The following is a 19,188-nucleotide window of genomic DNA, read 5'->3' as shown; positions in this document are numbered from 1 at the left end:
AACACCTTTATTTCTTCTCTTTTTTCTTTAGAATTACAAAAAACACCTCCCTGTTCACATAGTAAAAGCTATGTAAACTGATGAAAATAAAATCTCTTTGTAATTGAAACTGTTAATTCATTTATCTGTTTAATCTGCGTAAAAATTTAGTACGCCAGATTAAACAGATTTTGAAAACCTTCTAAATTTTCAGACTATATTTCTAAGTGTTACTATTCCGTTTCTTTCTCTATTTTTTATCCAGAATCTTTTGCAGTTCGATGCCTGCCATGATAAACGGACCGACCGCTTTGGCATCATCATCCCTGATAGGTTCTGAAAGATAATATTCGAATGAGCCATCACGATCCTGAGGATTCCTACCTCCTAGTCCGGCAACGGCACAGCATTTTGTAATTGAAATCGTTCCATCTGGATTTTCTTTAATGAACTGTTTCAGGACTCCGTTAAACCCAACTTTTGCAGCTTTCAGATAAGCTTTACCTACGTATCCATTTCGGTAGGCTTTCGCAAAAGAATAAACAAACATGGTCGAACAGGTTGATTCCAGATAATTGCCTTTTCGTTCAGGCTGATCCATCACCTGCCACCACACTCCTGAATGCTTTTCCTGCGCACGAAGAACAGCTTTGAAGACTTTTTGAACAATCTTTATCAGCTCTTTGCGCTTCGGATGGTCTTTTGGAACAAAATCTAAAATATCGACTAAAGCCATGCAGTACCAGCCTTGCGCTCGTCCCCATACGTGAGAGGAACGTCCCGTTTCTTTATTTGCCCAAAACTGTGCTTTCTTTTCATCATAACCATGAAAATTCAGTCCGGTTTTTGGGTCAAAAGTATGCTTCTGAATCAATTCTGCCTGTAAAACAGCATCATCAACCGCTTTCGGAACATTAAAAACTGCTCCATATTCTGCAGAAAACGGATCTGCCATATAAACACCATCGAGCCACATCTGCCAGGGATAGCTTTTCTTGTGCCAATACCCTCCGTCAGAATTTCTTGGGTGGCCTTCTAACTGTTTGTGAAGTGTATCCATTGCTTTTTTATAGCGTTCCTCACCTGTCTTTTTATAAATTTCAAAAAGTATTTTTCCTGAGTTTATAAGGTCAAGACTGTATTTTTCCAGTTCATAACCTCCCAGAATTTTCCCTTCCTTATCAATCAGCTGATCTGCATAAGTGAGTCCGTAATCCCAGTACTTCTGTTCTTTGGTATAATCATAAAGCTTCTGATTTGCTAGTGTTACCAATCCGTTGGTGTAGTTCCATTTCGGAAATTTCACCCCATCAAGAAATACCGGATTCGGAACCCTTTTTTGATCAGAATCTGCCATTTTTCTGGACCATTCAATTGGTGAAATTCCTTCAAAATCACTTTTAGATTTTGATTGCCCAAATGAAGCCAGATGGCAGACCAGAAATGAAAGAAAACAATATTTAATTTTTTTCATAATTACTTATTAGGCCCAATTAATTGAAACTTTAAAAATAAATGTTATGCTTTATAAGAATGGGCTTCGACTCCGCTCAGCCTGACACATTTTTATTACATCAAATTTTATTACTTATTGTTATCTTCTACCCTAAACCAGTCATAATCTGCATAACTGCTGTCACTGATAGACGCTGTTCCAGTCGCAAAAAGTCCAATTTTTGCTCCAACCCAGCGGCCTGCACGTGGTGTAAAAGGTTTTCCAAATACTTTGAAATCCTTTCCATCAGTACTGTAATAAAAAGTAACCTTAGCATCAAAAGGCTCTTTGTTTTGCAGCATTTCCACTTTGGAACGGAAGAAAACCTCTTTTTTCTCAATAGGCATAGATGCAATTTCGGTTTCCAGATCTTTTGAAGTTCTTGCATTTTTCATTAGGCGCTGCACTAATCTTAGTTTCCCTTCCTTAGTCTGCTCGATAGCGATGTAGGCATAATCTTCTCCAAAAACAATTAGACCTGTACCCGATTCTTTTGCATCCGGATTATTTTCGAAAGTTAATTTTGCAGTTGCCGTAAAATTGTCTCCCGGAAATTTCTGCAGTAACAGGTTCGGCATCATCCACATCCTTTTCATATCCGCCTGACGGGGAATACAATTCAGACGCAGGAATCCCAGATTAGCAGATGACCATCCCCAGTGTTGCCCCGGACTTAAATTCGCCTGCCATTGCCATTGCAATCCTAATTGATGGCTATTGAATTCATCCGAAGAAATCAAAGGAGTTGCAGGATAGTTTTTACCCACATTCGGTTTTGTCCATTCCATCACCGGCTCTCCGATTCCGTCTTTGTTAGTGTCTTTCCCCATAATTGGCCATCCATCTTTCCAGGTAACAGGCTGTAGATTCACGATACGCCCGTAAGCCCATCGGTCCTGAAAATGGATAAACCATCCGTCACCATTTGGAGTTTCTACATAACCGCCCTGATGAGGTCCATTCATTTTGGTATCTCCCTGATGTAAAACAATTTTAGATTCATAAGGTCCCCAGACATTTTTAGAACGCATCGCCAGCTGCCATCCCGGTTTTACACCTCCCGCAGGAGCCATAACCCAATAGTAGCCATCACGTTTGTACATTTTGCTGCCTTCAACTGTAGTATGACCATTATGACCGTCAAAAACCATAGCCGGATTTCCAATTAGTTTAGTACCGTCCGGAGCCATTTCAGACATCATCAAAACCGTTTTTACGTTGGCACGGCTTCCCGCAAAAGCATAAGACAAGTAGGCTTTTCCGTCTTCATCCCAAAACGGACAGGTATCAATAATTCCTTTGGCTTCTTTTACCAAAACAGGCTCATCCCAGGTTCCCGAAGGATCTTTGGTTTTAACCATATAAATTCCAAAATCAGGATCACCCCAATAAATATAATATTCTCCTTTATGATAGCGAATTGCAGGAGCCCAGACACCATCACCGTGACGCACGGTGCGATAATGTTCTACAGGAAACTGATTTTGCAATGCATATCCGATTAACTGCCAGTTTACCAAATCTTTTGAATGCAGAACAGGAAGTCCCGGAGCACTATTGAAACTAGAAGCCGTCATGTAGTAACCATCCTCCCCGGCACATAAATCGGGATCAGAATAGTCTACATGTAAAATCGGATTCTTGTATTTTCCGTTTCCTAAATCGGCATTCCAGCCCTGAGCATTTGCTCCCAGCACACAGACTGTCAAACCTATGGACAGTAATAATCGTTTTAATTTCATTTTATTATATTTAATCAAGATGTTACTAAATCTGAGTTCTATTATTGTTTTTTGAAGCAGAAACATTGGGCATTTTTTTAAACAAAGTCCCACTTTTCACTATAATCTTATAAGCCGAACACCGGTTTACAAGAATTTCCGTTGCACACGAGTGAAACGAACTTGCGTAGCAATCGGGGCTAAAACAAACAATCTGCTTTTTTGCCATGATTTCGAATAGAACTGCTGTGATCAGCATTTAAAAAGCACAGTTAAAAAGAAGTACCCTTTACCGGATACTTCTTTTTTTACTAATTAATTAACCAACAAGACTTAAGGAAGCCATCTGGTATCTCCAACCTTGTTGGTTACAATTGGAGAATTCGGATCCTTAATTGTTAAATCTCCTCCTTTTGGATTCACAAACAGGTTTAGTGCACTTATTCCTAATGCCGTTCCCTGAATGCTTGAAGGTCCTAACAGATAATCTGTAGTTGTGTAATTGTTACTGTATGTAGTTGTACTTCCTGCAGCAATTGCATTAATTAATTTACCACAAGCAGAAGCTAATAATACATTCCTGAATACCAAAGTAGATCCGGCTGCATTTTTAAGATTAATCAGGGAACGATTATAAGCATAATCATAAATCGTTATGTTGCTGTATTCCAAATAAATCGGATAAGCTGAATCACCATAATCAAACAGGTTTTTAAAATTGTATGTATTATTGGTTGTTCCATAATAGTCTCTCATAAAAGTACAATTGTTGAAAACAGCTCTTTTAAAATTGTCTGCTCCGGCAGAACCCAGTACAAAAGTTCCATAGGTACCGGAATGACCTCCAACCTCATCCAAAGTACAATAAGTCATCTCAAAATTTCCTACTTCTTTGTATTTTCCGCTTCCCTGATGTCTCCAGAAACCGCGTTTAAAATTATTAAAGTCACAGTTGTAGATTGAAACTTCTCCAAGCGTCCAGGAAGTTCCGCTGTTAAAGAAATAACTGGCATCAATTGTCTGATAAAAACGAATGTTTTCAAACGCTAACGAACTTAAAAATGATCCTTCTGCAATATTCCAGTTTCCGTTCATTTCAATTTGAGGTTTTGCTCCCTGTGTACCACCAGTAAGTTTAAAACCTTTTGTTATAGTAAATGGCGTAATCTTAAATAACGAACCTGCTTCAAGGAAATATTCTGTTCCTTCCGGAATTGTTGCATCGGTATTGTTTTTTCTCAACAATGCATCTAAATCATCCCCTTTCATAACCAAAATTTGTCCTGCTGATGGTCCTGCAGAACGGAAATTAACCTGATTGTAAGGTCTGTCATAAACACGTGGTTTATTATTGTCATAAACATTTACATAGTAAGGTGTACTTTTTTCCAGACCTTCAACCTTAGCCTGCCCCATACTTATTTCTGCCTGAGTCAATTTACGTCCTATAGCCGGAATTTCCTTAGACTGTGCCGGAGCTACAGAAATACTATCTACCGGATTAGCTGCATCAACTGTCCAGCTTACAGTTACTTCAGTTTCAGTAATATTTACCTTCTCAACAGGTTTCAATATCTGGGCATATGCCGGACGCTCTTCTGTCAAAGCATTTGTATACGCCCATTGTGAATTGAATTTAGGATTGTCACTATTCGCACGAACTCTAATATAAAACTGCGTTTTATAAGGAATATCATCCATCAAAATTTGTGTATCTGTAATCGTATACGATTTGAAAAGACTGGAATAATAATTATCCAAATGCAATTCTACCGTATACGAAACTGCATCATTAACTTTGTACCATACTACCGCAATAGAATTGCTTTTAACCACAGGGGCAGTAAGTACAAACTTTGGCTGAAACAAATCTCCGACCTTTGCATACGCAAACTCGTCCTGCTGACAGGAGTTTAACATTCCTCCAAGCAAAATCATGCTGAGAAATGATAAGATATAAATAGCTCTTTTTGAATTTTTCATGTTAATTCAATTTAATAGTTAAAACCATAATAATTCTGAATAGCTCCACGATGATCCGAAATCACTTTAGAAGGATAAGGACATAAATAGCGTAAAGGGGCAGTAGGAGACACACTTGAAGCATTATTGAAATTGATGAAACCTCTAAAACTCCATTTGACCTCGTTGTTTGGCTCATAAGCCTGAGTATCATTATTCAGGGCATACCATTTTGTTGCAAAAATTGTCTCTGTATAACCTGCCGGTTTAGACTGTAAAACCGGATCAATCCCTTTGATATCTAAAATTATTCTGCCTGCATTATTCGGATCCGGAATCTCTTTCCAAAATACACTACCCGGAACATTGTCTACACCCGGAACATAAGCTCCATTGGCTACTTTACCCCAGTTTACAAATTTGTTGTATTGGTTGTAGATTACCTCGCTGTATTTATTCCAACGGGCTAAGTCAAACTTACGTTTGCTTTCTCCTCCAAGTTCCCAGGCACGTTCATCCATAATGGCCTGAAAAAACAGATCCGGATTTGATTTTGAAGAAACATAACTATCTACTTTTGTAGCCCAATCTGCTGAACTGAATGCTCTGCGGCGCACTCGTTTTAAAGCTTCCTGAGCATCCTGACGAGGGCCAAATCGTTCGTTTACCGCTTCAGCGTACATCAACAGTACATCAGCAAATCGCATCCATGAATAGTTGACACCGGTTCCTTTTTGACTTGTACTTCCTTGTGGGTCTCCATAAAGTTTTGACCACTTTCCGACAGCCAGTTTAGCTAAGTCCAGACGAATTACCTGTTTTAAATTTGTATCATACGAATAAGGTGCGCAGGTAAGATCACGTCTCAAATCTTTACTGTCAAACGAATATAAATAGGTTCCTGCTAAATTAAGACTTCCCGAAGCACTTCCGTAAGCGTGACTTCCTTCTACAATTGGAATACCAATAGCATAGCCATATTCGCCTGAGATAGATTTTAATAATGGTAATGAAAATATTACATCGTCATTAACCGGAGTTACCCAATTGTTTTGCGTAATCCAAAAATCACGATAGCTTAATTTCAGGTCATGTTGCCCTTCATTAATTACTTTTCCTAAATACTGGATAGCAATATCGTAATACAATTCATGATTTTCTCCACGAACCATATGACCAATACTGGCTGCATCACTATCCGGACGTAAAGCCCATCCTCCACGTGTAAGGGCAAGCAAACCAATCAATCCCTGATTGAAGCTTCTTGATGCACGCTCCGGACCGTAATCCAGTTCACTGGCATATTGCATCAAAGGCTCTACCGATTTTAAATCATCTATTAAAAATTCAAGGATTTTATTTCTGTCAGTAACTCCTACTCTAAAATCTTCATCACCGGTCGATGATTTAGTACGAAACACTACGTCTCCCCAAATTCGGATCATATCCAAATAGATCATAGCACGGATTGTTTTAGCCTCTCCGTACATCTGAGTGATTTTTGAAGGCTCAGTTTTGCTGGCCGTTTTGTAAAGATCAGAACCTTCAATTCCTTCAATAACATCATTCGCCCCATTGATAATCTTGTACATGGCATTCCATGTAGAATTTAGAGTTGTCCAATACGGTTTCGGTTCAAAACAGGCAATATCAGAACCGTTAACATTCACAGCAGTAGTACTAACCGCCGCCATCTCTACATCTGTATTTGGATTAAAAACAAAGGCAAGACGATTAGAATATGTATCGTCAGTCAACATAAGTGTGTATACCCCCGCAAGTGCAGATTGTATTTCAGCTTCAGAACTAAAAACTTCATCCTCGGTAAAACCTGTCGCCGGATGTACGTCTAGATAATCATCGCAGGCTGTAAAACACAGTGCGAAACTAAATAGCATACTTAATAATATCTTTTTATTCATAATTTTAAAATTTGATTTAATTAAAATGATAACTGAGCTCCAAAAGTGTAGTTTCTCGTTCTTGGATACGCATTGTAATCAACGTTAGGGGTTAATCCAGTTGCCAGATTAACTTCCGGATCATAGCCTGAGTAATTCGTCCAGACATATAAATTAGTACCAGTTACATACAAACGGACTCTGTTAAATATTAATTTTTTGGATACATCTATTGGAATTGTATATCCTATAGAAAGTGTATTCAGACGTAAAAAAGAACCATCTTCAACTGCATAAGACGAAGCAATAGGACGACCAATTGACGTTGGATTCCACATAGTGGCATTTTTATTGAAATCTGCTAAAAGTGCCGGTGAATAACGAAGGTCGTTCCCCATATCATCAAAGTTTCTCCAACGGTTTTCCAGCCCTACTTCCATTCCTAAGTTATTTTGGTTGTTTTGATACCATGAAGTCATCATGACTTTGTTTGCGTTAAAAACATCAAATCCATATACAAAGTTGAAGAAAGTATTGAAATCAAAGTTTTTCCATACGGCATTCAGTCCAAAACCTCCTGAATATTTTGGGTTAGTATCACCAATAACTTTTCTGTCATTTGCGCCAATTACATACGTATTTGAATCTGATGGATCAACAGGTGTCAGCTTTTTAAATTTAGCATTTCCCGGACGCGGATCTCCTGACAGGTTTTTGGAATTTGCCACACCTTCTTTCAGTTTCCATGTTTTGGTTAAAGCGTCAAATGACTCAAAGTCATCCATAGTGTAAAAACCATCATTAACGAAACCGTAAATCAGACCTTTTGTACCGCCTACATAAGCACGGTAATCATCGTCATTTAATAATTGGGTTCCTGCCCATCCTGAACTAAGAATCCACTCATTTTCTCCGGTTGAAAGTGCATCAATTTTATTTTTATTATATCCAATATTGAAATTTACATCTAAGTGAAAATCTTTTTTCTGAATCAGATTGGCATTAATTGCAAATTCAACTCCTTTGTTGGATGTCTGTCCCACATTGGTCATAATTTTACTAAAACCTGATGATCCCGGAATATCCGAAGGCACTAACAAATCTTTTACCGTGTTTTGATAAAATTCAATATTACCGGTAAGACGTTCTTTAAAAAAGCCAAAATCGACCCCTATATTGGCAGTATAAGTTGTCTCCCATTTTACATTAGGATTATTTAAATACGTTACACTCTTACCACTAGGATTATAGAAATTATAGTAATAATGACTTTCCTCTCCCCAGCCTACTGATCTGTCTTGGGAAACGCCATAATATTTGGCATACAAATCGCCATCAATACGGTCATTACCCGAAACTCCGTAGCTTAAACGTAATTTTAAATTTGAAACGGTTGTGCTCTCTTTTAAGAATTTTTCATTTGATATTCTCCATGCAAATGCTCCTGCCGGAAAAATTCCCCAGCGATTTTCCGGACCAAACTTGGTCGAACCGTCTGCACGAATTGTAAATGTTGCCAGATATCTGTCATCATAACCATAATTCACACGGCCAAAGAATGATGAAATTTTATTAGGTGACCCTTCTTTTGATGAATTTGCATAAGGAGTTCCCAGTGCAAGATTATCTAATGCTTTTTCTGCAGTTATATTTTCAGGAAAATAACGAGTGGTATATGTTTTACTAAAACTTCTCTGATCCTTCATTTCCTGGCCCACCATAACCTGAAAATCGTGAATTGTATTGATTTTGAAGTTATAATTCAACACATTATTTAATTGTGTACGCGGACTTTGAGTCATTTGCCAGCCCACTACCGGCAGTCCTCCATTAGCATTTGCAGTACCAGTGTCAAGACCCCAAAAACGACCGTCTTCTTCATACTGATATTCAAAACCGAATGAACTGCGAAAACTTAATCCTTTCATTATGTTCCATGTTAATGCTCCCACTGTATTGAATGTACGTTTGGTGCGCTCACGATAATTTCTTTCAGCTTCCTGCATCGGATTGAAACGTGTAACAGGCTCATAATCTTCAGGGTCAAAATAGGTATCATCTTCAGGTAATGTCATATAATCCTGTAAGCCAAGTGTTGGTGCCTGACGTATTGCGCTAAGCAAGCTAACGCCCTCTGTACCTGATCCGTCAATTGTCTGATTTATAAAACGGGACTGGAATTCAAAAGTAAATTTATCAGACAGTTTTGTATTAAGTGTCAGGTTCATGTTGGTCTGCTTTAAACCAGTTCCTACCAATACCCCAGGCTGATCCTGATTCGTTACAGCAAACTTAAATTTGGTTTTTTCATTACCTCCATTCATACTAAAATCAATGTATTTAGTAATCGGGTTAGTACCAAAAATTTCGTCCTGCCAATCTGTTCCTTTGTCTCCTTTATAAATATACATTTCATTAGCCTGTCCGTAACGATTGTAAAAAGCAGTTGGATTTGAGGTTCTTCCTCTTTCATACTCATACTGCATCATAACATATTCATATGGATCCATTACATCCAGACGGTTCGCTAAAGTTTTTACCTGCATATAACTGTTTATATTCACAGAAACCCTTCCTACTTTAGGATTTTTTGTAGTCACCAAAATAACCCCGTTAGCACCACGGGCACCATAAATAGCCGTAGATGCAGCATCTTTTAATACTTCTACCGATTCGATATCTGTTGGCGGAATATCATTTAGTGTAGCAACCTCAAAACCATCAACCAAAATTAAAGGTGAATTGTCCTGAGTAATAGAACCTCCTCCACGAACTCGTATCATGATTTCAGAACCCGGAGAACCGTCAGCCGAAGTAATCTGAACCCCCGGCATTTTACCTACCAATGCTTCCGCTACAGAACTGGTTGGAACTTTTTCTAATACTGTTCCTTTTATACTCGAAACAGCTCCGGTCAGGTTTGCACGTTTTTGCGTACCGTAACCAATTACCACTACTTCATTCAATTCACTAGTTGATTCCTTCATTTCAATGTTAATTCCGGAGGTACGTCCATTTAAAGGTACCGTTATATCTTCCAAACCAATGAACTTAACCACCAAAACAGCGGTTTTAGGGTTTGTCACTTTTATGGAAAATTTTCCGTCAAAATCACTGGTGGTGTTAGATTTTTCATTCTTTACAATAATTGTTGCACCGGGAATAGAGCCCATTTTATCTCTCACCACTCCCGTCACAGTTTCCTGAGCATAACCGCCAATCGCAAAGAACAAGACGATTAACGTGCTCATGATATGTTTTTTTATCATCATAACTACTATATTTTATTTTGATTTAGATTTGTTTTCAAATCTGTTCAATTGGATTTTATTTATTTGGTCTGAACAACTCCATTAATGGTTACTACATAATCTTTAATGATTGGCGTATCCGGATCATTCAGGTTAAAATCGATATTAGTAACTCCATTTCCTAGAATTGGAAAAGAGCCTTCAATTTCTTTTGTTTTTACCACAACCAGATCGGCAGTCATAAACTCTATACGAATAGTAACATTATTCGCCGCCTCATCAGTCTGAAATACAATAAAATCATCTAAGTAGTTAATTCCTCCTGTGGTCGTTTTCTTAGATCTGGAAACCGACATATCTCCTTGTACATAAGTTTCGTCAGAGACTTTGTATCCATTACGTTTTACAGAAACGGTTGTTTTTATAACAGCATAACTTGGATCGGCTACAATGTCTTTTGATTTCAGACGCAAAGTCCCTGTTCTGGTAAGAATGTTTAGATTAAGTTTTTCCTCAAATGGTGTTGCATAAGGAACCGCAGCCGATAAGTTTACTTTTTGATCAGCATTGACTGACTGAGGAACAACAAAATCATTTAGGTTAACTGGTAAAAGCACCATTTCTGCAGGAATATCAGATGCAATAAACTTGTAGCTTCCTTTCTCAAGAGCAAAACGATAAAGTGAACTGTAATTACCGAAATAATCGCCGTTGTCTTTATAAATAAAAATAGGTCTTGTTGAAATACCTACATTTATATTCCAGGGATTTCCATTCAGCTGAAGCGCATAATCTCTTACAACCGAAGGCTCATACTTCATTTCGTCACTTGAACAGGATCCCATCATAAAAAGAAGCAATAATGCTCCGGGTATCAGGCTTTTCATTTTTTTCATATTCGTATAATTTAAAAATGAAAACTGCTTCCCTTTTGGCCGGCACAGGTGACTTTCGGCACGACCGTATCTAATAGATTAAAAATGCTAATTTGTTTCATAAGCTTGGTTTTAATGGTTAGTTAAGAATTAGTTAAAAACTTATAGGTTATGGGGCAAAACTATAAAGAGGGAATCTGAATTGGGTGTAAATATTGCTTTTCGAAGAGGGTTAAATCGCTATTTTAGCCTGTCTTTACTAATGATTAATCAATTATTTAAGATATTTTTTACATACTTTAAAAAAATAAATAGCAATAAAAACATATTCAATCAATCCTACATCAAAAAGCTACTTTACATTTCTATTATCAGACAGGCGGAGTCGAATCCATTCCAGTTTCATAAGCTTTCGACTAAGTTTATCCTGAACAAAACCAAATGAACTAGGGTGATACTTAAACTTTAGTGATATCCAATGGGTTAGTGATATAAAAAAACAAACCCTTTACGAAAGAGTAAAGGGTTTGCGCATTAAACTAAAATAAACTTAAACTATAAACTATCTTTCTGGTAAAACTCCTTTACCATTAATTTTGAATCGTCCGTTTTGGGTGTCGTCAGAACCGTCAGGCTGTTTTCCACCTGCTGAAATGGTAAACCATCCAGTTTCAATTACACGCTGGCCTTTTTTATCTATTAGAGACAATTGTCTTGGAGTAATGGTGAAACGAACCGTTTTTGATTCTCCTTTTTTCAGACTGACGCGTTCGAAACCTTCCAGCTGAATTATAGGACGGGGAGTTGATGCTTTTTCATCTTTTAAATACAATTCAACTACCTCATCTCCGTCACGTTCACCGATATTCGTTACATCAACAGAAACTTCAAAATCTTTTTCAGAAGATGGATTCGCCGGGAATTTTAAATTGCTGTATTTGAATTTGGTATAACTTAAACCAAATCCAAAAGGGTACAACGGTTTTTTATCAAAATAGCGATACGTACGGCCTTTCATATTATAATTTTCGAAAGACGGAAGCTGATCAACCGATTTATAATAAGTCACCGGAAGTCGGCCGGCAGGATTGTAATCTCCAAAAAGCACATCAGCAATTGCATTACCCCCTTGCTGTCCCGGATATCCTGCTGTTAAAATTGCAGGCACATTGTCGTTGGCCCAATTGATTGAAAGTGCGCTTCCGTTTATTAAAACCAGAACGACTGGTTTGCCGGTTGCAATCATCGCTTTCATCAATTCTTCCTGATTAGCCGGTAAGTTAAGGCTTGTGCGGTCTCCACCTTCAAAGCCATCTGCTTCTACCTTCATTTCTTCTCCTTCAAGACGTTCGTTTAATCCCAAAACCAAAACTACAGCGTCTGCCTGATTTGCTGTCTTAATAGCTTCCTGTAAAATGTTTTCTTCTGGTTCAGCCCATAAAAGCTGTGCGATGGCATCACCATAGAAGTTTTGGTATTTAACCTCGATTTTATATTTCTTTCCGGCTTCTAACTGAATTTTCTGTGGACGAATGCGCGGGTGGTGATTGTTTTTTCCTCCGGTATTTTTTCCACCTTCAATTTCAACAGTCATAAAAGGTTTTGACCATTCGGTGATATTGTAAGTTCCGGATTTTGGAGCTACAAGATAACCGGTCCATCTAACACTGTAATTACCCATTTTCATGCGGGAATCCGGTGTGTCGATATTCCAGTGGAAATCAATATTATCGTCTGTGCGGGTAAAAAGTGGTTTCCCTTCCCATTTAGAATTATCAAAATATTCAGCGGTTAAGCCTTGTGTGCCGTTTTCATTCTGAAAATAAATAGACGGAATGACTTTCATAGCAGGAACTCCTTTCGCAAGATCAGTTCCTTTTGCGTATAAAACCTTGGAATTAGGTTCCAGTTTGTTCTGGATTCCTTTTAATACAGAAACCGGATTGCTTGGAATACCGCTGTAATTTCCCCATAACGACTGTACATCATTTGCATTAGGACCTATTACGGCAATTGTTTTTGTCTCTTTCGAAAGTGGCAGTGTATTGTTTTGGTTTTTCAAAAGCACAATACTTTTTTGAGAAGCGATACGTGCCAGATAGTCGTGAGCGGAGTTGTTGTTTGCCGAATATGGAATCTGGGCATAAGGTACAATTTCCTCCGGATCGAACATTCCTAATTTGAAACGGGCGGTAAACAAACGTTTTAATGTAATGTCAATATCTGCCTCTGTAAGTAATTTACGGTCAAGAGCTTCTTTTAATGATTTATAACTGCTTCCGCATTCCAGATCCAGACCTTCTTTTACAGCCAGAGCAGATGCAGTAGCAGCATCACTGGTAATCTTGTGGTGTTTCCAGATATCGGTAACAGCACCGCAGTCTGATACGATATAGCCATTAAATCCCCATACATTTCTAAGAATATTGAATAGAAACGGACTGGCACTTGCAGACTCGCCTCTAAAACGGTTATAAGCGCCCATTACCGAATATACATGACCATCTTTTACCAAAGTACGAAAGGCAGGAAGATAAGTCTCATAAAGATCGATATCGCTGGTTTCTGCATTGAACTCGTGACGTGATGGTTCAGGTCCTGAGTGAACTGCGAAATGCTTGGCGGTAGCTATAACTTTCAGGTATTTTTCATTAGTACCCTGAAGACCATTTACGAAATTAAGTCCTAACTGGCCGGTAAGAAACGGGTCTTCACCATAAGTTTCATGTCCGCGTCCCCATCGCGGATCACGGAAAATATTGATGTTCGGAGACCAAAATGTCAATCCCTGATACATGCCATGCTGGCCGCGTCTTAAGTATTCGTGATGTTTGGCACGGGCTTCATCAGAAATGGCACTGGCAACATCAAAAATTAACTGTCGGTCCCAGGAAGATGCGATTGAAATAGATTGTGGAAAAACAGTTGCATATCCTGCACGGGCAACACCATGCAGCGATTCGTTCCACCAGTTGTATTCGGGTACACCAAGGCGTGTGATAGCCGGAGAAGAATCCATCAACTGGCTGATTTTTTCATCTATAGTCATTCTCGATACAAGATCGTTAACACGCTGCTCAGTTGTTAAATTAGGATTGTTAAATGGAAACTTTTCCTGCGCATAAGTGTTTAGTGCCAGAAAGTTCAGCACAAACATGAGACGATATACTTTTCTCATAGAGGTCTTTTAAAAATATTTTGGTTGATAGTTAATAAAAGTAACCGATTCAATATGAAATCTGTTTAATGTTATTTATTAAAATTGATTTGACACATAGAAACATAGAGTTTTAGTTTAAAAAAGGTTATAAAAAAAGAAATTTGTTTCTTCACACAGCTATGTGTATTTAATTTAGTGAAACGTCTTTTTTTAGTTTACAAAATCTATGTTTCTATGTGTTTAATAATCTCTTTCAATAAATTTGAATTACCAATTACTTTATCTATAGCAAAATTAGATGTTTCTATTTTTCAGCTTGGGATAAATTGCTATTTGAAGGATGTTATAAAGCTTGTATCGATTTTTTTAATTTTTACTAAAAAGATGAAGTAGGTACAAATAACTATTTAGAGGGTGGTATTTAGCTACTGACAGGGTGTATTTTAGGTTCAGAAGAGAATTTTGATATTTTTGTGTTTTGCTTACGCTAATAAAAATTTAAATGCTGAAACGAAACCTAATTGTAGTCTTTTTTTATTTAAGTGCTTTATGTATGGCTCAGCCATCTGGTATCCTGACTCATTTTTCACACGATGTAAAGTTGAGTCAGTCCCGTATTCTGGATATTCAGCAGGATAAAAAAGGATTTATCTGGCTGGGTACTTTTAATGGACTGATTCGTTATGACGGGAGTACCTTTCAGAAATTCAGGGTAGAACAGGGGGATTCTTTAAATTTAATTTCGAATAGGGTATCTAAATTTAAGTTTGATAACAATGGACGTATCTGGATTCAGTCTGAGCAAAACAATGTTTATTATTTCGACAGAGAAAATTTAAGTTTTCATTATCCGCTTGAAGGAAAATCAGCAGAGGAGAATGATTTTGAAAAGTTCAAAGTTATGCCTTCTGGAAGAGTATGGCTTTTTCCTCAGAATAAAAAGCATCTGATTGTTTTTGAAACTAATAAAAAAGTTCGAAAAATTGTTTTTGATCCTGCAAAACATTCGGGTAAAGTTCACGATGTTTTTGAAGATACTTTAGGGATAACCTGGATTTTGACAGATAATGGTATCTGCAGGTTAAAAAAGGGAAATGCAGAACCTGAATATTTCTTTGTGAATATGACAGGGCAGCCTGGAAAATCGTATTCGTATATTTCTTTTATGGAAACCAAAGAGGATATATGGTTTGGTGGCGCCCGTGGAAAACTTACACGTTATTCTAAAAAGACAAGTACCTTTTTTGATTTTAATCTAAATGTACAAGAAGATATTGTTCAGGCAGAACTTGTCGCGGGTACCAAAATATTGTTGGTTTCGCGTGGAAATGACTTTTATTTTTATGATACAAAAACCGGAAAACTGGATGTTTACAATAGCAAAACACTAGCAGGTTTTCCAGGTAAGAAAATCAATTATCTGGGATCGACACGCTCGCGTTATTTTTGGTTTGAGGTCTATGATTCGGGTGTTTACCAATTCGATTTGACAACCAGAACAGCAAAATACATGAAAGTAGATTCGGGGGATCCTGCTACTGTTGGAATCGAAAGAAAAAGCTTCCTGCTTAACTCGCCTGACGGAACAGTCTGGATCCAGTCTAATAATGAGCCGTTTGCTTACTGGGATGAAAAGCAAAATAAATTATGTTCTATAATTCGTTGTATTAAGGAATCCAGAGAGACTGTATCAGATGTGATGCATACTGCCATGTTTGACCGGTTAGGAAACTTGTGGTTTTGCTCTTATAAACAGGGATTGGACCTCATCACTTTTAGTAATTCTAATTTTTCGACATTAAATCTGAATTCATCAAATAATGGGCACAAACACAATGTCAGAAGTTTGATGACAGATAATAAGGGAAATATCTGGGTCGCCAGCCGAACTGAAAAAATTACCCTTTTCAACTCTCAAAAAAAGAGAGTCGGTGTATTGGGAGCAGATGGAACATTGTCTCCTTCCGGTCCGGGCTGGGGGGCAGATGTTTACAGTATGATGCAGGATACCAAAGGAAGGATATGGGTAGGAACACGGGGGAACGGTTTGTTTTGTCTCCTGCCTGCTGCACAGTCTTTTAGATATAAAGTGATCCATTATAAATATGATGAAAAGAATCGCTACAGTATAAATTCAGATAATATTTTTAAAATTTTTCAGGCATCAACCGGTCAGATTTATGTAGCGACATGGGGTGGCGGAATCAACCTCATCAGTGAATCGGGCAATGATATTCGTTTTATTAATTACAACAACGAGCTAAAAAGCTATCCGATAAAAACGGCTGATAAAGTTCGTTCGATAGTCGAAAGTAAAGACCATAAATTGTTTTTTATTTCCTCTTATAAATTGTTTTCTTTTCCCGGAGGAAATGTAAATGCGGGGAAATTGCTTTTTAAAGAATATCCACAGGTTTCAGGGAATGATATTTTGGATGTACTGATAACTCATGATAATCAGATAGCGCTGGCAACGAACGGAAAAGGTTTGATATTAACTGCAGTAGATAAAAAAGATCAGTTGAAGGTAAAGTCCGTATGGAATGAGACTATCGTGTTTCCGGTTGAAGGGGTTGTATCTATGCAGGAGGATAAAGCCGGTAAAATTTGGCTAATGAGTGATAATCAGGTTGTGCGGTTTGATCCTAAAAGAAATACTGCCGAAACTTTTCCTGAACTAAAATCGCTTATTGGGACAGAAATATTTTCGGAAGCAACAAAATGCCGTCTTGCAAATGGTGAAATTGTTGTAGGGTACTCAAATGGAGCGATTTATTTCAAACCTGAAGCTATTAAACCATTCTATTTTAAGCCTTATCTGGCAATATCCGGATTTTGGGTTAATAATAAAGAACTACATGAAATAAATCCGGATACTCCAAAGAACCCTGATCTGCTTGAAGAAGTTACGCTGAAGCATGATCAGAATTTTTTCAGGATCCAAATTTCTGCTCTGGATTATCTTAAAAGTGAAGGCATTGTATATCGTTATAAACTGGAAGGAATCGATAAACAATGGAATTATATCAAAGGAGGACAGTCGATTAATTATACCAATTTAGGCAGGGGAGAATATACGCTATTGGTGTCTTCTACCAATGGGCACAATTTATGGGTAGATAACGAAAGGCAGATAAAAATTACGATTAGGCCTTCTATCTGGGGAACAAATTTTGCTTATTTCTGTTATCTGTTACTGGCTATTGGACTGTTTGTATTAATTCGCCGTGCTATTTTAACCATTTTAAAATTGCGTAATGATGTGGAATTGCAGAAACAAATGGGCGAATTAAAACTGAAATTCTTTACCGATATTTCGCATGAAATCCGTACTCCTCTTACCATGATTACAGCACCTTTGGAACTGATGCTTTCAGATGATAATATAAAAGATTCGGTAAAAGGACAGCTTCGTATTATTGAAAAAAACAGTAATAAGCTGCTTAATCTCGTGAGTCAGATTTTAGATTTGAGAAGAATTCAGGACAGAAAACTGGTTGTGAGTGAAGTGAATTTGGGAGACTTTGCTACTAAAATGTGTGAAAACTTTACCGAAATGAGTATTCAGCACGATATATTACTAAAGGTAAATGTTAGTATCTCAAATTCAAATATATGGGCAGATCCGGACAGCCTGGATAAAATTTTAATCAACCTGCTTTCCAACGCCTTTAAATATTGTAATAAAGGAGATACAATTGAGGTTATTGTAGAAGAAACTGAAAAACAGGTTTCCCTAAAAGTGGCTGATAACGGTCCCGGAATTAACCCGTTGCTTCAAAAACGATTGTTTGTGCGGTTTTCAAATTATAATGAAAACCCACATAACCCAAGTACAGGAATTGGTCTTTCTATTGTGAAAGATCTCACAGATAAGCATGGAGCAGATATATTTGTTGAAAGTACACCGGGTAAAGGAAGCTGCTTTCAGATTGATTTTTTAAAAGGATATAAACATTTTACTGAAGATGTGGATATTTTGCTGGAGGAAACAGATGAATATGTACAGGAAGATGTGAAAATTGAAACCGAATCTGATTCGGTACTTTTTGAAGAAGAGGTACGAGAAATGCCTGTTGGTCTTATTGTAGAAGATGACCCGGAATTGAGAGGGTTTATCGTTTCGGTTTTAGAAAAGGAATATACAATTTATGTAGCAGAAAATGGTACTGAAGGCTATTTGAAAGCAGCAGAATTATCTCCCGATTTTATTATCAGCGATATTATGATGCCGGAAACAGACGGTATAGAAATGCTTAAATTAATCCGCAATAATTTTGCTGTCAGTCATGTTCCGGTTATTCTGCTGAGTGCAAAATCATCGATAGAAAGCAAACTGGAAGGAATGGAATACGGTGCTGATGACTATATTACCAAGCCTTTTAATGTGAGTTTTTTAAAGGCAAGGGTAAAAAATGTCCTGCAGCAGCGTCTTCGCCTGCAGCGTTTATATTCTACTGGTAATATCACTGAAATTGCGGAAGAGGAACCATTGCAAATTTCTAATAAGGATAATAAATTCATGGTTCAGGTGATTAAACTCGTAAAGGAAAATATGTCTAAAACAGATTTTTCTGTTGATGAATTAGGAAGGTTAATGTGCATGTCGCGTGCGAGTTTCTTTAATAAACTGAAACATATTACCGGCGTTTCTCCAGTTGTTTTTATTCGCGATATGAGACTCAGTGAAGCTGCCGAACTGATCAAAAACGAAGACTTACTAATCAAGGAAATTTGCTTTGAAGTTGGTTTTAATGACCTTAAATATTTCGGAAAGTGCTTCAGGGCAAAATTCAATCAGACACCGGCTGAGTATCGAAGACAGTTTCGTTAAAAATTCAAAT

The 19,188-nt window shown here is 37.6% G+C and carries 8 protein-coding genes; 1 reads left to right on the top strand and 7 read right to left on the bottom strand.

Features of this window, described 5'->3' with window-relative positions; genetic code table 11:
- Window positions 1–229 precede the first annotated feature (229 nt).
- The 7 genes from GWR14_RS18885 to GWR14_RS18855 form a co-directional block, all read right to left on the bottom strand.
- Window positions 230–1,453, bottom strand: a complete 1,224-nt coding sequence (locus tag GWR14_RS18885; RefSeq protein WP_163410696.1) for a glycoside hydrolase family 88/105 protein — start codon at window positions 1,451–1,453, stop codon at window positions 230–232.
- Between the two features lie 110 nt (window positions 1,454–1,563).
- The gene (locus tag GWR14_RS18880) at window positions 1,564–3,216 is read right to left on the bottom strand and encodes a glycoside hydrolase family 43 protein (RefSeq protein WP_163410695.1); all 1,653 of its coding nucleotides are present in this window, start codon (window positions 3,214–3,216) and stop codon (window positions 1,564–1,566) included.
- 312 nt (window positions 3,217–3,528) lie between these two features.
- Window positions 3,529–5,178, bottom strand: coding sequence for a DUF5123 domain-containing protein (locus GWR14_RS18875; protein ID WP_163410694.1), 1,650 nt, complete (start codon window positions 5,176–5,178; stop codon window positions 3,529–3,531).
- 11 nt (window positions 5,179–5,189) lie between these two features.
- Complete coding sequence (locus GWR14_RS18870; RefSeq protein WP_163410693.1) at window positions 5,190–7,079, bottom strand: RagB/SusD family nutrient uptake outer membrane protein; 1,890 nt, start codon at window positions 7,077–7,079, stop codon at window positions 5,190–5,192.
- Window positions 7,080–7,099: 20 nt separating this feature from the next.
- Complete coding sequence (locus tag GWR14_RS18865) at window positions 7,100–10,309, bottom strand: SusC/RagA family TonB-linked outer membrane protein (protein ID WP_246236351.1); 3,210 nt, start codon at window positions 10,307–10,309, stop codon at window positions 7,100–7,102.
- A gap of 80 nt (window positions 10,310–10,389) precedes the next feature.
- Entirely contained in the window at window positions 10,390–11,205 is an 816-nt protein-coding gene (locus tag GWR14_RS18860; protein ID WP_163410692.1) for a hypothetical protein, read from the bottom strand.
- Window positions 11,206–11,746: 541 nt separating this feature from the next.
- Window positions 11,747–14,362 (bottom strand): glycoside hydrolase family 3 C-terminal domain-containing protein, encoded by a 2,616-nt coding sequence (locus tag GWR14_RS18855; protein ID WP_163410691.1) that lies wholly within the window; start codon window positions 14,360–14,362, stop codon window positions 11,747–11,749.
- A 535-nt stretch (window positions 14,363–14,897) separates the two neighbouring features.
- On the opposite strand from GWR14_RS18855, the gene GWR14_RS18850 reads away from it, so the two are divergent.
- Entirely contained in the window at window positions 14,898–19,178 is a 4,281-nt protein-coding gene (locus GWR14_RS18850) for a hybrid sensor histidine kinase/response regulator transcription factor (protein WP_163410690.1), read from the top strand.
- Window positions 19,179–19,188: the final 10 nt, after the last annotated feature.

This window comes from Flavobacterium ajazii (assembly GCF_010614725.1).
In the GTDB taxonomy this organism is placed as follows: Bacteria; Bacteroidota; Bacteroidia; order Flavobacteriales; family Flavobacteriaceae; genus Flavobacterium; species Flavobacterium ajazii.
The sequence above is the reverse complement of the archived record's forward strand: the minus strand, read 5'-3'. Positions and strand labels throughout refer to the sequence as shown.

Bases quoted from the DNA above. Each gene is read 5' to 3' on its own strand.
- GWR14_RS18870 (WP_163410693.1), bottom strand. From the start codon at position 7,079: ATGAATAAAAAGATATTATTAAGTATGCTATTTAGTTTCGCACTGTGT.
- GWR14_RS18850 (WP_163410690.1), top strand. From the start codon at position 14,898: ATGGCTCAGCCATCTGGTATCCTGACTCATTTTTCACACGATGTAAAG.
- GWR14_RS18875 (WP_163410694.1), bottom strand. From the start codon at position 5,178: ATGAAAAATTCAAAAAGAGCTATTTATATCTTATCATTTCTCAGCATG.
- GWR14_RS18860 (WP_163410692.1), bottom strand. From the start codon at position 11,205: ATGAAAAAAATGAAAAGCCTGATACCCGGAGCATTATTGCTTCTTTTT.
- GWR14_RS18855 (WP_163410691.1), bottom strand. From the start codon at position 14,362: ATGAGAAAAGTATATCGTCTCATGTTTGTGCTGAACTTTCTGGCACTA.
- GWR14_RS18865 (WP_246236351.1), bottom strand. From the start codon at position 10,309: ATGAGCACGTTAATCGTCTTGTTCTTTGCGATTGGCGGTTATGCTCAG.
- GWR14_RS18880 (WP_163410695.1), bottom strand. From the start codon at position 3,216: ATGAAATTAAAACGATTATTACTGTCCATAGGTTTGACAGTCTGTGTG.
- GWR14_RS18885 (WP_163410696.1), bottom strand. From the start codon at position 1,453: ATGAAAAAAATTAAATATTGTTTTCTTTCATTTCTGGTCTGCCATCTG.